Below are 15,674 nucleotides of genomic sequence, written 5' to 3'. Positions count from 1 at the left end.
CGGCGGGACCATCCGGCGATCATGGACAAGTATATCGCCGCGATCACTGGCGTGCAAATGACCGTCGCGGGCGGGTTTATGGCGCTACTGCTGGGAGGTAATGGCGTGTTGTTGGTATTGGGGATGATGGCCATGGTGTTTGGGACCATGCTTGTGGGGGCAACGGCCTACGACGATCTCCAGTCGCGATAGCCCGCTCCCTCGACGCCGGATACCGGCGACGTCGACCGGTTTTAGGCGGTCGTTACCGGTCAAGAGCAGCCGTTAGTCGCGCGCCTACCAGTGTGGTAGGGTGAAACAAACCGAAGGAAAGGCTTGAAGGTGCTGAGTGACGTGGTACGTGTATATGTCCGAGGCTCAGAGCGTCACACTCTCCTACGAGGACGGTGCGAGGGCGGTGGAGCTGGCTCGGGAAGCCGTCGAATCGTACGTCCAGAACGGATCCCGCGAACAACCCGGCAGCATGCGCGAAGCGTTCTACGAGCGCACTGGCGCCTACGTTCGCCTGCAGTCGACACGCGGGCGAGGGAGCCTCCGGGGCTGTGCCGGGGGCCATCAGGGGGGCGACCAGCTCGGTCACGTCATCGTCGACGCCGCGATCCGCGCGGCCAGCGACGATTCGTGCGGGTCGGAGGTACGACCCGCCGAACTGTCGAACATCACGGTTTCGGTCTGCGCGGTGACGAACCTCGTTCTGACTGACGATCCGATCGAGGATATCGAGCTCGGCCGCCACGGCGTCGTCGTCGACGCCGGCAGCGAGACGGGCTGGCTCTACCCGACGGTGCCCGTCGAGAACAACTGGACGGCAGAGGAGTATCTGGGGCGGACGTGCCGGAAAGCCGGCCTGCCGCCGCAGGCCTGGCAGCGCGAGGACGTCATGGTCACGCTGTTCGAGGGCCAGACGTTCCGCGAGCGCGAGCCGGAAGGCAGCGTCGAGCAGTTGAAGCTCGAATAGACGGCGACGCGGCCACTATCGATCGACGGCTTCCACGTCCTCCCGGAGCCGTGCGGCCGCCGCGTCGAGATCGAACTCGCGAACGACCTCGCCGTCGCGCACGAGCGGCTCGAACAGCGCTTTGGCGTCCGCCGGCGCCTCCGCGTCGGCGAGCCCGACGTGGTGGCCGCCGGCGGCCGTCCGGTACACTTCTTTGACGCCCGAGAGCTTCCCGCGCTTGGAGATCGCTTCGCCGTCGATCGAGACGATGTCGAGCGCGAAGTCCATCGGGTCGGCGTTCGTGACGTAGCTGCCGACGCCGAACCCGTCGACGACGTCGCGCAGGTTCCGCATGGCGTCGGGCGTGATGCCGCCGCTGACGAAGATGCCGACGTCCTCGCGCCCGACGGCGTCTAACTCCCAGCGCACTTCTCGGACGATGTGGCGGAAGTCGCCCCGGCGCGAGCCAGTCGTGTCGATGCGCACGCTGTCGAGATCGTCGCCGAGCGCGGCCGCCGCCCGCAGCGTCTCGTCGACCTCGTCGGTGAACGTGTCACAGAGCGCGACGCGGGGAACGTCCTCGCCGACCGCCTCGTCGAACGCGGTCCACGCGGCCTCCTGCTCGCCCTTCCCGAAGATCAGCATGAGGGCGTGTGGCATCGTCCCGCCGGCCTCGCGGCCCAGCACGTCGCCGGCGGCGACGTGGGAGATTCCGTCCATCCCCGCCACGAGACCGGCGCGCTCGACCAAGGGCGTGATGGCGGGGTGGACGTGGCGCGCGCCGAAGGAGAGCACCTGCGAGTCCGGTGCGGCTCGCCGGGCCTCCAGGGCGCGCGTCGTGAACGCGCTGGCCTGCGAGAGGAATCCGAGTAGCGACGTCTCGAAGCGCGCGAACTCCAGGTACGGTCCCTCGATCCGCATCACCGGACCGCCGTCGAACAGCCGACCCTCGGGAATCGCATCGACGTCGACGTCCCGCCCCTCGAAGAGGTGGGCGACGTCTTTCACGCCAGCGAGGACGTCGAACTCGCCGGTCGCGAACTGGTCGACGGTCACCTCCGCGACGACGCGGGGGTTCTCGTCGGCGTGTTCGAGCGTGCGCTCGGTCCGCTGGAAGTACGCGTCGGTCGCGGTGCCCTCCCTGATCGCCTCGTCGGAGACCGTGTCGAATGGGCCGCTCATGCACAGGAATTGCGCGAGGTCGGACAAAAGCTATCCGTTCGTCGGCGCCGCGGCGGGGGCGGCGTCCGAGAGCGACGCCGACGCGGCCGGTGCCGCGTGGACGCCGTCGAGCGCCGCGACCGTCGGCGCGTGGACGACCGTCACGACGTCCTCGGTCCGCGTCACCCGGTAGGCGCCCGAAAAGGCGGCGCCGTCGGGAACCCGATAGACGCCGTCGTCGACCGCGGTCGCGTTCTGCGAATCGAGGAGTCGCTCGTAGCCGCCGCGGAACGCCGCCGCCTCCGAGGCGTTCGTCCAGGCCGTCCGGAGGACGTAGCCCGTCCGGCCGTCGCCGTCGCGGTAGGGCACCAGCGCGTCGCCCGCCCAGCCGTCGGTGAGCGGGTGGTCGTAGCGGTACGTGGAGTGCTCGCCGGCGCCCGAGAACGGGTACTGGTAGCCGATCACGCCGTTGTGCCAGAACCCGGCGAACAGCGACGCCTCGCCGAGGCGCTCGGTGCGGGCGTCGGGCTCGCTGCTCCCACCGTCCTCGCCGTCCCCGCCCGCCGCGAACCGCTCCCACTCGCCGCCGCTGCGGTCGGGGACGGTGACGTTGCGGGGCGGATCGTCGGGGTACCGGTCGGGATGGATGATCTGAGCGGTGCTCGTCGGTGGGTCCTCGTAGGCCCGGTCGACGGCGTCCCAGCCGCCGCGCCGATGGAGGTCGTCGACGAACGCCGGGCCGTCACTGTAGGGTACGAATGTCGTCAGATACAGCCCCATGTTCAGCGACTCCGACGCGGGAGCGGCGCCGTCGGTCGGCACGTCGACGCACGCGAAGTCCGCGCCGCAGCGCTCGTCGTACCGTTGCATCAGGTAGTTGGCCTCGCCTTCGACGAGCCCGTTCCAGGCGAGGCGCTCGTCGCGCGTCTCGGTCGCCCGGGCGATGCCGAACTGCTGGTCCTGCAGGGCGTGGACGAGTTCGTGGACGAGCGTCGAGCGGTCGATCCGGACCGCGCCGGGGTCGTCGCTGACGAGCACGATCTTGCCGCCGTCGGCCGAGGTGTAGTAGCCGGCCACCGACGAGCCGTACAGCTCGTCGAACGCCGCGGTGACGTTGCCCTCGTCGCCGACGACGAAGGAGGCGCGCCACGCGACGGCGTCGACCCGATCGTAGGAGCCAAAGAGGCCGCTGGAGGACTCCCGGTACTCCGCTCGAGAGACGACGTCGACCGGAACCGTCCGCTCGAAGTTCAGTCCCCGGTCGCGCTCGATCCGGGCCATCGCCCGCGCGACGACGGCGTCCAGTTCGGCCTCGGAGAGACCGTCGGAGCCGTCGGCGTCGATCGACTCGTTCCAGCGGTAGCCGTCGACCAGCCCGAGCTCGTCGTCGGTCAGCTCGCGGGCCGTCGCGTCGCCGTCGTCGGGGCTGCCGTCCGCACCCGGCGTGAGAGGGGCTCCCGAACAGCCGGCGAGCAGCGCGACCGTGAGCACCGCCAGCAGCGCCGCGGCCCGTCCGTGCATGGCTCGACGGTAGGAGAGCGACGTGATAAAACCGGCCGGTCCGCGGCGTCGATATCGGTCGGCTCAGTTCCGAGCGACGCGTCGAGCCGCGAGCAGGGCGACGCCGACGAGCGCCGCCGTCGCCGCCGCGGCGCCGAAGCCGGGGATGGCATCCTGCCGGTCGGCGTCGGCTTCGGTCACGTTCGACTCGCCCTCGGGCGCGGCGTCCGGATCGAGCTGGCGGAGCTCCTCGACGGTCGGCGCGTGGACGATCCGGACCGTCGAGTCGTCGAGCTGGACGGAGTAGGCGCCCTCGAACTCCCCGGACAGTTCGTACGTGTCGGCTCGGCCGTCGACCGGATCGGCGTCGTAGTACCGCAGGAGGTCGCCGTAGCCGCTCGCGAACGCCTCGGCGTCGGCGCCGGACTCCCAGGCGAGTTGCCAGACGTAGCCCGTCTCGTTGTCGTCGTTCCGGTAGGGCGTGAGCCGGTCGCCGTTCCAGCCGTCGGTGACGTCCGCGGAGTAGTCGTACGGATCGAGCGAGTTCTGGCCGCCCTGGAGGAACTCGCGGCGGTCGACGAACGGCGAGCCGCGGTCGCCGTCGAACGTCGGCGCCGCGAACATCATAAACACGGCGGGCTCGCCGGCGATCTCGTAGTTCGGCCGTCGCGCGACGGAGAGTTGTTCCCATCGGTCGGTAGACTGGTTGGGCGCGGAGAGATTCTGCGTCGTCTCGTTCGGATACCGGACGGGGTACATCACCTCCTGGCTCGTGTTCGGCGCCCGGTCGTACACGTCGTCGACGGCGCTCCAGTTGCCGCTCTCGCGGACGTGCTCGACGAACGCCGGGCCGTCGCTGTAGGGCTGGTAGGACAGCAGGTACAGCGGCAGGTTCGCGAGGTCCCCGCTGGCGGTTCCGCCGCTCTCGACGGTGCGGCAGGTGCCGTCCCAGGCGCCCGCGCAGGCGTTCCGGTAGAGCGTCTCGACGTAGCGGGCGTCGCCCTCGATCAATCCGTTCTCGGCGTTGGCGTCGTCGATCGTCCGCGCGTCGTAGCGCGTGAGGTTGAACTGCTGGTCCTGTACGGCGTGGACGAGTTCGTGGGCGAGGACGGGCTCGGAGAACTGGACGGCGTCGGGATCGTCCGAGACGACGACGAGGCGATCGGTCGTCGGCTCGTAGTAGCCGCCGATGCCGGCGCCGAGGTTCTCCTGTTGCACTTCGACGGCGTCCTCGTCGGCGCCGACGAGCATCAGCGCCTCGTAGGTGACGTTCTCGAAGCGGCGCTGGCTCTCGGAGATGTTCCCGAACACCGACGCGTTCCGGAACTCGGCTCGCGTCCTGATGTCGACCTCGACGTCCTCCTCGAACTCCAGACAGCGGATCGCCTCGACGCGGGCCTGAGTGCGCCCGACGAGGGCGTCGAGTTCGGTTTCGTTGAGCCCGTCGGAGTCGTTGACTGCGACCGACTCGTTGTACCAGTACCCCTCCGACCAGCCGAGCACGTCGGCGTCGGGATCGTCGAGATCCGCGGGCGGCGCGGCGGCGCAGTCGCCGACCGGACCGGACTGCTGGGCGGCCGCCGCGGCGAGCGCGGCGTCGGGCGGGGCCGCGGCGTCGGCGGCGGCCGGCTGAAGAGTAGAGGGCTGAACGACACCAGTCGACGGCTGATCGCTCGACGCCGGCGCCGCTGCGACGGGGGCCGCGACGCCCGACAGCACGAACAGCAGCGCCGCGCCGACGGCGAAGAACTGGCGCATGGGTGAGTGGACGTGACAGTCGCACAAAAAGTGTGGCATTCGACGCGTCGCCATCGGCCGGTGTAGCCGGTGCGGACGGGCGCCTGCGCCGAGGTGGTGGCGTTCGCCCGTGTTCCATCAGAGCCCCAAGTATGACGGCCGTCTGACTGAACTTTTTGCCACGGGCTTGCGAACCGGTAGTCGATGTCCCGTCGGTACTCCGTCGTCTGCGACGACGACCTCGGCGATCAGGTCGAGGCGCTCGCCCGGCAGTACGACCTGACCGAACAGGAGGTCATCCGCCAGCTGCTGCGCGAGGCGCTGGAGGAAGACTAAGCGTTCGAGGGGTTCTTCCGCGACAGCGAGCTCCCGCAGATCGGGCAGCGATCGCGGTTCTCGTCGAACTCGCGGCCACAGCCCTGGCACTGGAACTGCCAATCGCGCTGCTCGTCGATGCCCTCGCGGGCGATCACTTCGACAGCCACGTTGAGCTTGTCAGCGACGTTTTGCATCGCGTAGTCGTCGGTGACCAGCGTGCCGTCGAGTTCGAACGTCGCGGCGATCAGCCTGACGTCAGTGCTCGAGAGCTCGGCGAAGTCGCCGCTCTCGCGGGCCGCGCGCTCGACGGTCTCGACGGTCTCCTCTCCGGGAATGTGGACGTGCATCCCCGATCCCTCCATCGCGTCGTACCGGTAGGCGCTCTCGTCTTCGAGCTCCTCCCGAACCAGCGGGATCGAGGCGGTGTCCTCCGTCGTGTGATACTCGTTGATGAACGCTGAGGAGTCGAGAACGTACATTTAGCGGCTGACGACGATGTAATCCTTGACCGCCTGCACGGCCTGCACGGGCACCCTGTAGCGGCCCGCTTCGTCGGTGTCGAGGCTCACGTTGCGGCCCATCGTCTCCTCGTCGGGCTCGATCAGAACCTCGTCGAGCTCGCCGCTCTTGAGATCCATCGTGATGTTGTACAGCATTCCGAGCTCGGTTCCGTCGCTCCCCATGACGGCCTTCCCCGAGAGGTTCTCGGCGAGTATGTCGGACATACCACCGGCTTTCGGCTGCTGTACTATAAACTCCACGGGCATCCTTCCCCCACCATCGCGTCGGAAAGATGTCGCCGAGCAACTCGACTACCCGCGCTCACGCGGCCAGTTCCCGCGTGATTTTTTCCCTGCGGGCCGCTACCATCGGGTATGGAACTCGATCCCGACGCCACCGCGGTCGTCGTGGTGGACATGCAGAACGGCTTCGCCCACCCCGAGGGCAGCCTCTACGCTCCGGGGAGCGAGGCCGCGATCGAACCGATCGCCGAACTGGTCGATCGAGCGCGCGAGGCCGGCGCGCGGGTGGTCTACACGCGCGACGTCCACCCGCCCGAGCAGTTCGAGGGGAACCACTACTACGACGAGTTCGAGCGCTGGGGCGAGCACGTCGTCGAGGGGAGCTGGGAGACCGAAATCGTCGACGGACTCGACGTGCGCGAGGAGGATCTCGTCGTCGAGAAACACACCTACGACGCGTTCCACCAGACCCAGCTCGACGGGTGGCTGAGCGCGCGCGGCGTCGAGGATCTCGTGCTCTGTGGCACGCTCGCGAACGTCTGCGTGCTTCACACCGGGGGGAGCGCCGGGCTGCGGGACTACCGCCCGCTGCTCGTCGAGGACGCCATCGGCGCGATCGAGGACGAGCACCAGGAGTACGCCTTAGAGCACGCCGAGTGGTTGTTTGGAGAGGTCGTCGAGCGAGAGGACGTCGAGTTCGCCTGACGCCGCAACTCAGTCGGCTCGGACCGCAACCTGAACACGCTCCCGGACATCGAACGACCGGTCAGGACAGATCAGCTTCGCGCCAAAGTCGTCACGGGCGGCGAACAGCGCGATGCCGGTGATCGGCTCGCCGTTGGCCAGCACGGTCACGCCGTCCCAGGTGACGTGGCGACCCGTCGCGACGCCGATAGCGCTGCCAGCCAGCGTCACGGCCCGATCGCTCTCGGACGCCGCGGTCGATCCGGCGTCGGCCCCGCTCGGCACCGCGGTCGATCCGGCGTCGGCCGACGGGTGCCCCGCTCCGGCGTCGGCCGACAGCAGACCGCCGCCCTCGTAGTGCGGGAAGCCGCCGTCGAGGACGCCGAGCAGTCGGTCGTCACCGTCGATTCCTCCCGCCGCCATTCCGACGAAGCGCTCGCCCGGAGCCGGATGAGCGGGCTCGTCGAGGACGACGAACGTCTTGCCGCGCTCGACGACGCGGCCGGTGCCGTCCCACGCCAGCGGTTCGACGTCGACGGCCGGCTCAACCCGAAGCGAGCCCGCCGCCCGATAGGGATTGGCGTCAGCCGGCCGGAAGCCCAGATGAATGTGATTCGGAACCCACGGCGCGAAGAAGCCCGCTCGCACCAGCTCGCCCAGCGGGTCGCCCACCGCGACGCGCTCGCCCTGTTCGACGGTGGGATCGACGTGGAGGATCCGGGCGACGCGGTCGCCCTGATCGATTACGATCAGGTGGTCGTGCTCGGCGGCGTACGGCTTCGGCGGCGCCCGAACGGTTCGAGTGTCTACCACCTCGCCAGCGACCGGGCTGGGCGCGACCGTCGCGTCGGCGGGCGGGTACAGGTCGATTGCGCAGCCCCGGTCGTGAGCGTCGAACGGGGAGTTGTACAGCGAGAAGCGGCGGTACCGCGAGAGGACCTCACCGGAGAGGGTGATCGGCATCGAATCGTAGTAGCCGGTGCTGCTCGAAAGTTGCGTCGGTCGACTGCATCGCGGCGTATACGATTCCTTCGAGCTGTCAGTAGTAATCCGATGCATATCGTTGTATTCCGTCAGCCAGGTCAATCGAACACGAAAAAAATCTCTTAGCTATCATCGGAGTCGTATTGCCATACACCGATACTAATGGTAAGATACGACCGATCGGCCGAGAAGGACTTCTAGTTCCAGCCGTGACGAGGAACCACACATCGGCGGAAACGGGACCGACCACCGGGGAGTGGCGACTGACGATCGGCGAGGGAGAGAACGAACCGCCTTCTCAAAAGGTGCGCCTGAATCGCGAGTTCATGCAGAATGTCAGTCTCAAAGAGGAAGACGTCGTCCTCCTCACGGGGCGCCAGACCACAGCGGCTACCGTCGACAGTTCCGATGGGACCCTCGCTAGTGACGAGATCGCGCTCGGCGAACGGGTGCGCGAAAACGCGAACGTCGAACACGGTGAGACCGTCGGAATCCGAGAGTGCGAATACGTGTCAGCGAAGTTTGTCGTTTTCGCGCCCGTAGAGGCCGACTCACTCGACAACGCCGTATCGGACGGGGAAGGGTCGAACAGCCGTAAGACAGACTCTACGGCCGGCACGAGTACCCGAGGGATCGAACACGAAGTCCAGAAACATCTAAACGGCTCGGTCGTTACGTACGACGACAAGTTCGACGTACAACTCGACGAACCGACCACGATCCGAGTTGCCCAGGCCGATCCAGTCGGTGAGCGAGACGTAGATGTTTTTTCGAACGTTCCGCCGATGCTGATCGACGACGATACCGAAGTGCTGGTCAGGGATCCTCCGGACGACGCTGTGCTCTCACAGCTCGTCGACGAGACGAAATCGACGTTCTTGCAATCGGTCGACCGACGCACTACCCTCGAAGAGATGAGCCTTCGATCGACCGAACAGACATTTCTCATCCTCGGCGTGGTGTTTGCCGCGATAACGCTGTTGGCCAATCTCCGAACAGGGTCCGCGGGAACGCCCTTGATATCAGTGTTTCAGTACTCGATCCTTCTTGTTCCGCTGTTTTTCTTCCTGATTCTCCCGATACTGTACTCGTATTGGGCGTACCGGCAGGCGCTGCGGATCGTCGGTCCCGATCTCCGTGATGTACGATACGTGCTGACGCTCGATTTCAACGAAGCCGAATTCGAGCAACGACTGGTCGAGGCGCATATGATCTGGTCCAGGGACAACAACCGGAGGAACAACCGGATGAGGAAATTGCTCAAACGAGCGCAGTCATCTCTGGCAGTAGCGGTCGGACTCCTCGGACTGTTTCTCCTTTTGGAGCTGCTTGCGGTCATTGGCGTGTTCCATTACTCGGATCTCCCGTTTTTCTGACAGCGCTCATATTTATATCACGGACGAACGTGTCGTGTACCCGTGCGCGTTCTTCACGGCCGTCCGGCTACTCCCGAAGCCGACCGAAGGGCGACGGCAGATGCCCACCACCGAACCGCCGAGACCGGCGAACCCGCCCTACGGGTCTGGCGCCCACATCGGCAGATCGCGTTCGGGCGTCGGGACGCCAACGCCGAGGGGTACGATCGGGCGCGGCGGGCCGCCCGCGAGCGCGGCTTCGAGCCGGTCGAGCGCAGCGTCGGCGGGCGGGCGGTGGCCTACACCGGCACCACGCTCGCGGTCGCACACGCCCGCCCGATCGACGACGTGCGGCGCGGTCTCGACGAGCGCTACGACGAGGCGGTCGACCAGCTCCGCTCCGCCCTGTCGAGCCTCGGCGTCGACGCCGAACCGGGCGAGCCGCCGAACGCCTTCTGTCCGGGGACGCACTCGCTGCGGGTCGACGGTCGGAAGATCGCCGGCGTCGCTCAGCGCGTCAAGCAGGACACCGCGCTCGTCGCGTCCGTCGTGGTGGTCGACGACCGCCGCGAGATCGCCGACGTGCTGGCGCCCGTCTACGGCGCGCTGGGCGTCGAGTTCGAGCCCGAGACGGTGGGATCTGTCGCGGACGCGGGCGGACCGGACGATTCGGAGACGGTCGCCAGAGCCATCGAGGACGCCGTCGTCGGGGATCGAGAGGCGACGGTCGATCGGATCTCGTAACCGCGCGCTTCCGGGACGTTTAGGAGTGCGCCCCGACGAGGGCGAGTATGCTCATCGCCAACGCCACGCTGCCGGACGGCCGCGAGCGCGACGTCCGGATCGCCGACGGGGAGATCGACGCCGTCGAGCCCTCGCTGTCGGGCGATCCCGACGTCGATGCCGCGGGCAAGCGCCTCTTTCCGGGCGCGATCGACGTGCACGTCCACTTCCGCCAGCCGGGCTACTCGCACAAGGAGACCTGGGAGACCGGCTCGAAGAGCGCCGCCGCGGGCGGCGTGACGACCGTCGTCGACCAGCCCAACACCGACCCGGCGACGGTCGACGGCGCCGGCTTCGACGAGAAGGCCGACCTCGCCGCGGCGTCGTACGTCGACTACGGGCTCAACGGCGGCGTCACGGAGAGCTGGAACCCCGAGGAGCTGTTCGATCGGCCGCTGTTCGCGCTCGGCGAGGTGTTCCTTGCGGACTCGACCGGCGACATGGGGATCGACGCCGATCTGTTCGGCGACGCCGTCGCGCGGGCGGCCGAAGACGACGTGACCGTCACCGTCCACGCCGAGGACGCCGACCTGTTCGATCAGTCCGCACGGGACGAGGACGCCGGCGGTGCGGGGCGTGACGCCAACGCCGATCTCTGGAGCGCGTTCCGGGCCGCCGAAGCCGAGGAAGCCGCCGTCGAGCGCGCCGTCGAGGTCGGCGGCGAGAGCGACGCGGCGATCCACATCGCCCACACCAGCACGCCCGAGGGGATCGACGCCGCCAGTGCCGGCGGAGCGACCTGCGAGGTGACGCCGCATCACCTCTTTCTCTCGCGCGACGACGCCGACGAGTTGGGCACGTACGGCCGGATGAACCCGCCGCTGCGATCCGCCGAGCGCCGCGAAGCGGTCTACGAGCGCGTGGCCGATGGGACGGTCGACGTGATCGCGACCGACCACGCGCCTCACACCCGCGAGGAGAAGGAATCGGGGCTCTGGGATGCGCCCAGCGGCGTCCCCGGCGTCGAGACGATGCTCCCGCTGCTGCTGGAGGAAGCCAGACGGGAGAACCTCTCCTACGAGCGCGTCCGCGACCTGATCGCCGCCAATCCCGCCGACATCTTCGACCTGCCGAGCAAGGGCCGGGTCGAGGAGGGGCGCGACGCCGACCTGGTGCTGTTCGACCCCGAAGCGAGCCGGGAGATTCGGGGCGAGGATCTGAACTCGAAGTGCGGATGGACGCCGTTCGAGGGCCGGCGCGGCGTCTTCCCCGAACTCACGCTCGTTCGGGGCGAGGTCGTCTATCGAGACGGCGAGTTCGGCGACGCCGTCGGGCGGAACGTCCGCCGATAAGCCGGTCATAACTAACCGGCGTCGAGGGGGAGTCTCGTGGTGATGGTCGCCCACCTGCCGGAGACGCTCTGGCGCAGCGCGACGCACTACGTCCGCAAGCAGCGCGACGAGCCGACCGGCCCCGCCTCCCCCGACCTGTTCGAGTCGATTCTCGCCGAGTACGAGGAGGACGCCGCCTTCGTTCACGCCGGCCTGAGCGACGTGAGCGCGGCGTTCGACGGCAACCCCTACGAGTTCCTGCTCGATCGGCTCGACGCCGAGTTCGAATCGATCCTGACGCCGGGCTACACCCAGTCGTTCCGCGAGACGGGCCACTTCCACCGCCAGAAGACCGAGCCGGCCGTCGGCGCCTTCGCCAGCCTGTTCTTCGACGACGCCGACTACCGGACGCGCGATCCGCTACACTCGATCCTGGTCCGGGGCGACTACCGCTTCGAGGACCGGACCCACCGCGACACGTTCGCGCCCGACGGCTGCTTCGGCAAGCTCCACGACGACGGCGTTCGCATCCTCAACGTCGGGACGCCGTGGCTCGTCTCGACCCAGCTCCACTACGTCGAGCGCGTGCTGGACGTCCCCTACGCGCGGACGACCGAGGTCGAGGGCACCGTCGAGGACGCGGACGGGGAGCGCGAGGACGTCGTCCAGCGCAACTACAGCAAGAACAAGTACGTATACTACTGGAACCGCGTCGGCGTCCAGCGCGACCTGATGGAAGCGGGCGTCCTCGACCTGTTCGATCTCAACGGACTCACGGTGATCTCGGTGCGGGCCGACGAGCTGCTCGACGCGCTGAAGCCCAAGATCGAAGAAGATCCGTACTACCTGGTGCGCTGACCGGGCGAGGATCGGAGCCGGCGGCTCAGTCGTCGGCGGTCAGGTCGTGGCCGCACTCGGGGCACTCCGAGTGGTCGTGGCGCAGTTCGGCGCTGGATTCGCGAACGTCCCGCATCACCGCCGAGATCCGATCTTCGGCGTCCAGCTCCTCCTCGACGGTGAGATCGACGCCCTCGACCTCCAGCAGGAACTTCGCGACCTCGGTCGCCTCGTACATCACGTCGTCGAGCTCCTCGGCGGTGAAGAAGTCGCACATCGCGCCGTAGAGGAACGTCGCGCCCGCTTTCCGGACCTTCTCCTCGAACGACGAGCGGGCCTGGTTGACCGCCTGGGGCGTGTACGTGTCGGTCATGAAGGGCACGAGGTCGGGCAGGTTCTCGCCGATCTTCGTCATCTCGACGCCCGTCTCGGTTCGGAAGTCCGCGCAGAGCCGGGCGATCGCCCACTCGCGAGCGGTGACGTACGTGCGCTCGCGCAGGAACTCGTTGACCCGATCGTACTGGGCGCCGTCCATCTTCTTGAATCGAGCGTACTTCTGGACGTCCGGCGGCACGTCGGGCGCGTCGTCGCCGCCCGACGCCGCGTCGGGGTCCGGGACGGACGGCTGGGCCGTCGCGGCGTCCTGCGCATCGGCGGCGTCCTGCGCATCGGCGGCGGCCGACGCTGCGGCGTCCGCGGCGTCGTCGGACGCGGCTGCCGGTTCGGCCGTCGTGTCGGAGTCGGCGGGATCGTCGGAGCTGTCCGCAGAGAGATCGTCTCGGTCGACAGAAGGGTTCGGCGACTCGTCGGACATGGCGAGACGTTGCCGTGGCCCCACTAAAAGCGTTGTCGTGGTGAAGCGGACGCGGTCGCCGGCGTGGAGCGTCGCCGATCACCGTCGAGCCGTCGCACTGACATTTAGGTGATTCGAGGCGCAACGTCCGGCCGTGAACTGGAAGCAACTCGCGACGATCGCCGCCGCGCTGATCGTCGGAGCGATCATCGTCGGAACGGTCGAGGGGACGGTGTTCGATCGACTGGGCGCGCCGGACGCCTACGGCGCCGCGACGACGGCCGCGTACGTCGCCGCGGTGCTCGCGACGCTGACCGCGTTCACCGGGTACGACGCCGTCGCGGAGGCGCAGTACCAATCGGCGTCGGTCCAGCGGCGCGCGGTCGACGTCGGCGTCACCGCCGTCGCGGCCGGGCTGATCGCCGTCCCGGCCGCTTTCCTCGCGCTGACGATCGGCGTCGGGACGGTCGAAGGGTCGGTCGGGCCGCTCGCGTTCAGTTTCGGTCCGGAGGACGTCGCGGTCGTGATCGGCATCGTCGGGGGAATGATGGCGTTCGACGCCCGAACGCGCGACGCGAACGGTCGAGGACGCCCGGACCGAGCGTAGTTGCGGATCGCGCTACAGATCGACGCGGCGCTCTTCCTCCCAGGTCGTCTCGTCGACGACGACGAGTTCCTGCTGGCCGAATACGTAGAGGTAGTCGTCGAGGTACGTCGCGCGCACCGCCGGGCCGTCGGTCTCGACGACCATCTCGCGCGTCAGGCCATCCTCGTAGTCGTAGACGTACCCTCCGTTCTCGGTCGGCAGGAAGAACACGCCGTGGCGCTCGTCGAGCAGGAAGGCGTGATGAGTCTCGGAGATCGCCGACCAGCGCGCGTCGAGGATCGCGTCGTCCTCGACGGTCGGGTTCGACCGGTCGGAGATGTCGAACGTGACGGCCTTGACCTCGCCGTCCTGCTGACCGATGCCGAGCACGCGGTCCTCCGAGAGCGGGTGGAGGTACGTCGAGAAGCCCGGCAGCTTCAGCTCGCCCATGATCTCGGGATCCTCGGGGTCCGAGAGGTCGACGGTGTAGAACGGGTCGATCTGCCGGTAGGTCACCAGGTAGGCCTCGTCGCCGACGTAGCGCACCGAGTAGATGCGCTGGTCGACGCCCATCCCCTGAACCTCGCCGACGACATCCAGCTCGCCGTCGAGCACGTAGAGGTCGTTTTCGGACTCGGCGGCCGGCGCCTCGACGGTCGTCGCGATTCGGAGGTGCCCCTCGTGCTCGGAGAGCGAGAACTGGTCGAGCGGGCGCCCGGGGACCTTTCCGGTGGCGCTCACGTCGAGCGAGCCGTTCGTGTCGACGCGGACGATCCCCGTCGACTGGAACTCGCGCAGGTGCTCCTCGCTGTAGGTCTCGAAGGCGTCTTCGAGTTCCTCCCGGGCGTCACCGCGCTCGTCCTCGTCGAGGCGGGCGCGCCACTCGCTCAGGATCGCTTCGATCTCGGCCAAGCGGGCACGCTCGGAGAGGTCGTACTCCCGAAGCTGTTCGAGATCAGCGACGGCCCGCTCGTCGAGGACGTCGCTGCCGGGACCGAGCAGGAACTCCATGCGCATCTCCGCGCGCGACGCCGAGTCGGGGTAGGTGAGATACACCGCGTTCGCGGAGACGTAGGTCACGGTGTGGCCCGCCGAACCGACGAAGCTCGCGGTGTCCTCGATCTCGCCGTCGGCCGGATCGATCCGGACGACGCTGTAGGTCGTATCCGCGCCCGACGCGTCCGGCGAGTAGTGAACGTCAGAGCACGCGACGCGGGCCGCGTCTGCGGCGTCGTCGCCCGCGCCGAGCGGTTCGACCGGGCAGGGATTCTCGCGGTCGGTGTGTTCGGCGACGACGAGGTAGACGTCACCGCCCTTCAGGCGGGCCGTTTCGAGCCGCCCGTCGAGAGATTTCGTCCACACCCGTTCGGGGTTCTCGCGGTCGGAGACGTCGAACCCGTGGAGCTCGTCGCCCTGCAGCACGACGAGCGTGTCGTTCGCGAGCAACAACTGGCCGGTCTCGGGGACGCCAGAAACGATCTCGGGGTCGGCGGGCTCCGCGGCGTCGAGCACGCGCGTGTCGACGTAGCGGCCGTACCGGTTGCCGGCGTAGAACACCGACCGGCCGTCGGTCTTGAGCACGTCGGGCTCGTCGATCCCCTCGACCTGGACGTTGGTGTCGGCGTGGCGGTCGGCGCCGCCGGACGCCGACTCGCCCCCGCTCGCGCCGCCGGCGGCGCCGTCCGAACTCGCGGCGTCGTCGGCGCCCGTCGTGGCGTCCTCTCGAACCACGTCGGCGTTGCCCGACACTCCGCCGGCGAACGTGACGCCGCTCTGTGCTTGCGTACTGCCGAGGTAGTCGCGGAACTGCGCCTCGGAGTCGAACGTCTCGACGGTCGCGCCCTCGGTTCGCCAGTCGGCCGGCTCGTCGGTCCCGTCGTCGGCGCCCGGCGGTCCCAGCGCGAAGCCGGCGACCGCCAGCGCGCCGGCGAACAGGACGACGAGTCCCACCGCGGCGAGCTTGTTCGTCTCTGGCATCGTGAGGG

Annotated in this window: 17 protein-coding genes; 9 read left to right on the top strand and 8 right to left on the bottom strand. The window is 68.3% G+C overall.

Going from position 1 to position 15,674, the window contains the following annotated elements:
• Nucleotides 1-21 precede the first annotated feature (21 nt).
• Both NO931_RS07150 and NO931_RS07145 read left to right on the top strand, forming a co-directional pair.
• Nucleotides 22-192 (top strand): hypothetical protein, encoded by a 171-nt coding sequence (locus NO931_RS07150; RefSeq protein WP_256391942.1) that lies wholly within the window; start codon nucleotides 22-24, stop codon nucleotides 190-192.
• A gap of 154 nt (nucleotides 193-346) precedes the next feature.
• Entirely contained in the window at nucleotides 347-958 is a 612-nt protein-coding gene (locus NO931_RS07145; protein ID WP_256391941.1) for a TIGR00296 family protein, read from the top strand.
• 15 nt (nucleotides 959-973) lie between these two features.
• Here NO931_RS07145 and NO931_RS07140 read toward each other — a convergent pair whose 3' ends face one another.
• The 3 genes from NO931_RS07140 to NO931_RS07130 form a co-directional block, all read right to left on the bottom strand.
• Nucleotides 974-2,119 (bottom strand): nicotinate phosphoribosyltransferase, encoded by a 1,146-nt coding sequence (locus NO931_RS07140; protein WP_256391940.1) that lies wholly within the window; start codon nucleotides 2,117-2,119, stop codon nucleotides 974-976.
• Between the two features lie 30 nt (nucleotides 2,120-2,149).
• A complete protein-coding gene (locus NO931_RS07135) occupies nucleotides 2,150-3,619 on the bottom strand; it encodes an Hvo_1808 family surface protein (RefSeq protein WP_256391939.1) in 1,470 nt (489 codons plus the stop codon).
• 63 nt (nucleotides 3,620-3,682) lie between these two features.
• Nucleotides 3,683-5,356, bottom strand: coding sequence for an Hvo_1808 family surface protein (locus tag NO931_RS07130; protein WP_256391938.1), 1,674 nt, complete (start codon nucleotides 5,354-5,356; stop codon nucleotides 3,683-3,685).
• A gap of 183 nt (nucleotides 5,357-5,539) precedes the next feature.
• Between NO931_RS07130 and NO931_RS07125 the strand changes: the two genes are divergently transcribed.
• Nucleotides 5,540-5,671, top strand: coding sequence for a ribbon-helix-helix domain-containing protein (locus NO931_RS07125; protein ID WP_256391937.1), 132 nt, complete (start codon nucleotides 5,540-5,542; stop codon nucleotides 5,669-5,671).
• Here the strand turns inward: NO931_RS07125 and NO931_RS07120 are convergent.
• Together NO931_RS07120 and NO931_RS07115 are read right to left on the bottom strand one after the other, a co-directional pair.
• Nucleotides 5,668-6,132, bottom strand: a complete 465-nt coding sequence (locus NO931_RS07120; protein WP_256391936.1) for an NOB1 family endonuclease — start codon at nucleotides 6,130-6,132, stop codon at nucleotides 5,668-5,670. The two genes, NO931_RS07125 and NO931_RS07120, sit on opposite strands and share 4 nt — an antisense overlap.
• Nucleotides 6,133-6,378 (bottom strand): PRC-barrel domain-containing protein, encoded by a 246-nt coding sequence (locus NO931_RS07115; protein ID WP_256391935.1) that lies wholly within the window; start codon nucleotides 6,376-6,378, stop codon nucleotides 6,133-6,135.
• Between the two features lie 150 nt (nucleotides 6,379-6,528).
• Between NO931_RS07115 and NO931_RS07110 the strand changes: the two genes are divergently transcribed.
• Entirely contained in the window at nucleotides 6,529-7,101 is a 573-nt protein-coding gene (locus tag NO931_RS07110) for a cysteine hydrolase family protein (protein ID WP_256391934.1), read from the top strand.
• 9 nt (nucleotides 7,102-7,110) lie between these two features.
• Here NO931_RS07110 and NO931_RS07105 read toward each other — a convergent pair whose 3' ends face one another.
• The gene (locus NO931_RS07105) at nucleotides 7,111-8,043 is read right to left on the bottom strand and encodes a DUF8155 domain-containing protein (protein WP_256391933.1); all 933 of its coding nucleotides are present in this window, start codon (nucleotides 8,041-8,043) and stop codon (nucleotides 7,111-7,113) included.
• A 230-nt stretch (nucleotides 8,044-8,273) separates the two neighbouring features.
• Here NO931_RS07105 and NO931_RS07100 point away from each other — a divergent pair, with 230 nt between their 5' ends.
• The 4 genes from NO931_RS07100 to NO931_RS07085 are packed head-to-tail and all read left to right on the top strand — an operon-like array spanning nucleotide 8,274 to nucleotide 12,331.
• On the top strand, nucleotides 8,274-9,440 hold the full coding sequence (locus NO931_RS07100; RefSeq protein WP_256391932.1) for a hypothetical protein: 1,167 nt from the start codon (nucleotides 8,274-8,276) through the stop codon (nucleotides 9,438-9,440).
• Nucleotides 9,441-9,482: 42 nt separating this feature from the next.
• On the top strand, nucleotides 9,483-10,163 hold the full coding sequence (locus NO931_RS07095; RefSeq protein WP_256391931.1) for a lipoate--protein ligase family protein: 681 nt from the start codon (nucleotides 9,483-9,485) through the stop codon (nucleotides 10,161-10,163).
• Between the two features lie 47 nt (nucleotides 10,164-10,210).
• On the top strand, nucleotides 10,211-11,494 hold the full coding sequence (locus tag NO931_RS07090) for a dihydroorotase (RefSeq protein ID WP_256391930.1): 1,284 nt from the start codon (nucleotides 10,211-10,213) through the stop codon (nucleotides 11,492-11,494).
• 42 nt (nucleotides 11,495-11,536) lie between these two features.
• A complete protein-coding gene (locus NO931_RS07085; protein WP_256392052.1) occupies nucleotides 11,537-12,331 on the top strand; it encodes an AAC(3) family N-acetyltransferase in 795 nt (264 codons plus the stop codon).
• A 25-nt stretch (nucleotides 12,332-12,356) separates the two neighbouring features.
• On the opposite strand, the gene NO931_RS07080 is transcribed toward NO931_RS07085, so the two are convergent.
• Entirely contained in the window at nucleotides 12,357-13,124 is a 768-nt protein-coding gene (locus NO931_RS07080; RefSeq protein ID WP_256391929.1) for a DUF5806 family protein, read from the bottom strand.
• A gap of 133 nt (nucleotides 13,125-13,257) precedes the next feature.
• Between NO931_RS07080 and NO931_RS07075 the strand changes: the two genes are divergently transcribed.
• Nucleotides 13,258-13,710 carry a hypothetical protein gene (locus NO931_RS07075; protein ID WP_256391928.1) on the top strand — a complete coding sequence of 151 codons (453 nt, stop codon included), beginning with the start codon at nucleotides 13,258-13,260 and terminating at the stop codon, nucleotides 13,708-13,710.
• 12 nt (nucleotides 13,711-13,722) lie between these two features.
• Here NO931_RS07075 and NO931_RS07070 read toward each other — a convergent pair whose 3' ends face one another.
• Nucleotides 13,723-15,666, bottom strand: a complete 1,944-nt coding sequence (locus tag NO931_RS07070; RefSeq protein WP_256391927.1) for a beta-propeller domain-containing protein — start codon at nucleotides 15,664-15,666, stop codon at nucleotides 13,723-13,725.
• Nucleotides 15,667-15,674: the final 8 nt, after the last annotated feature.

It is taken from the genome of Natronoarchaeum rubrum (genome assembly GCF_024494695.1).
Note: the sequence above shows the minus strand (reverse complement) of the source record. Positions and strands in the feature narration are given on the sequence as shown.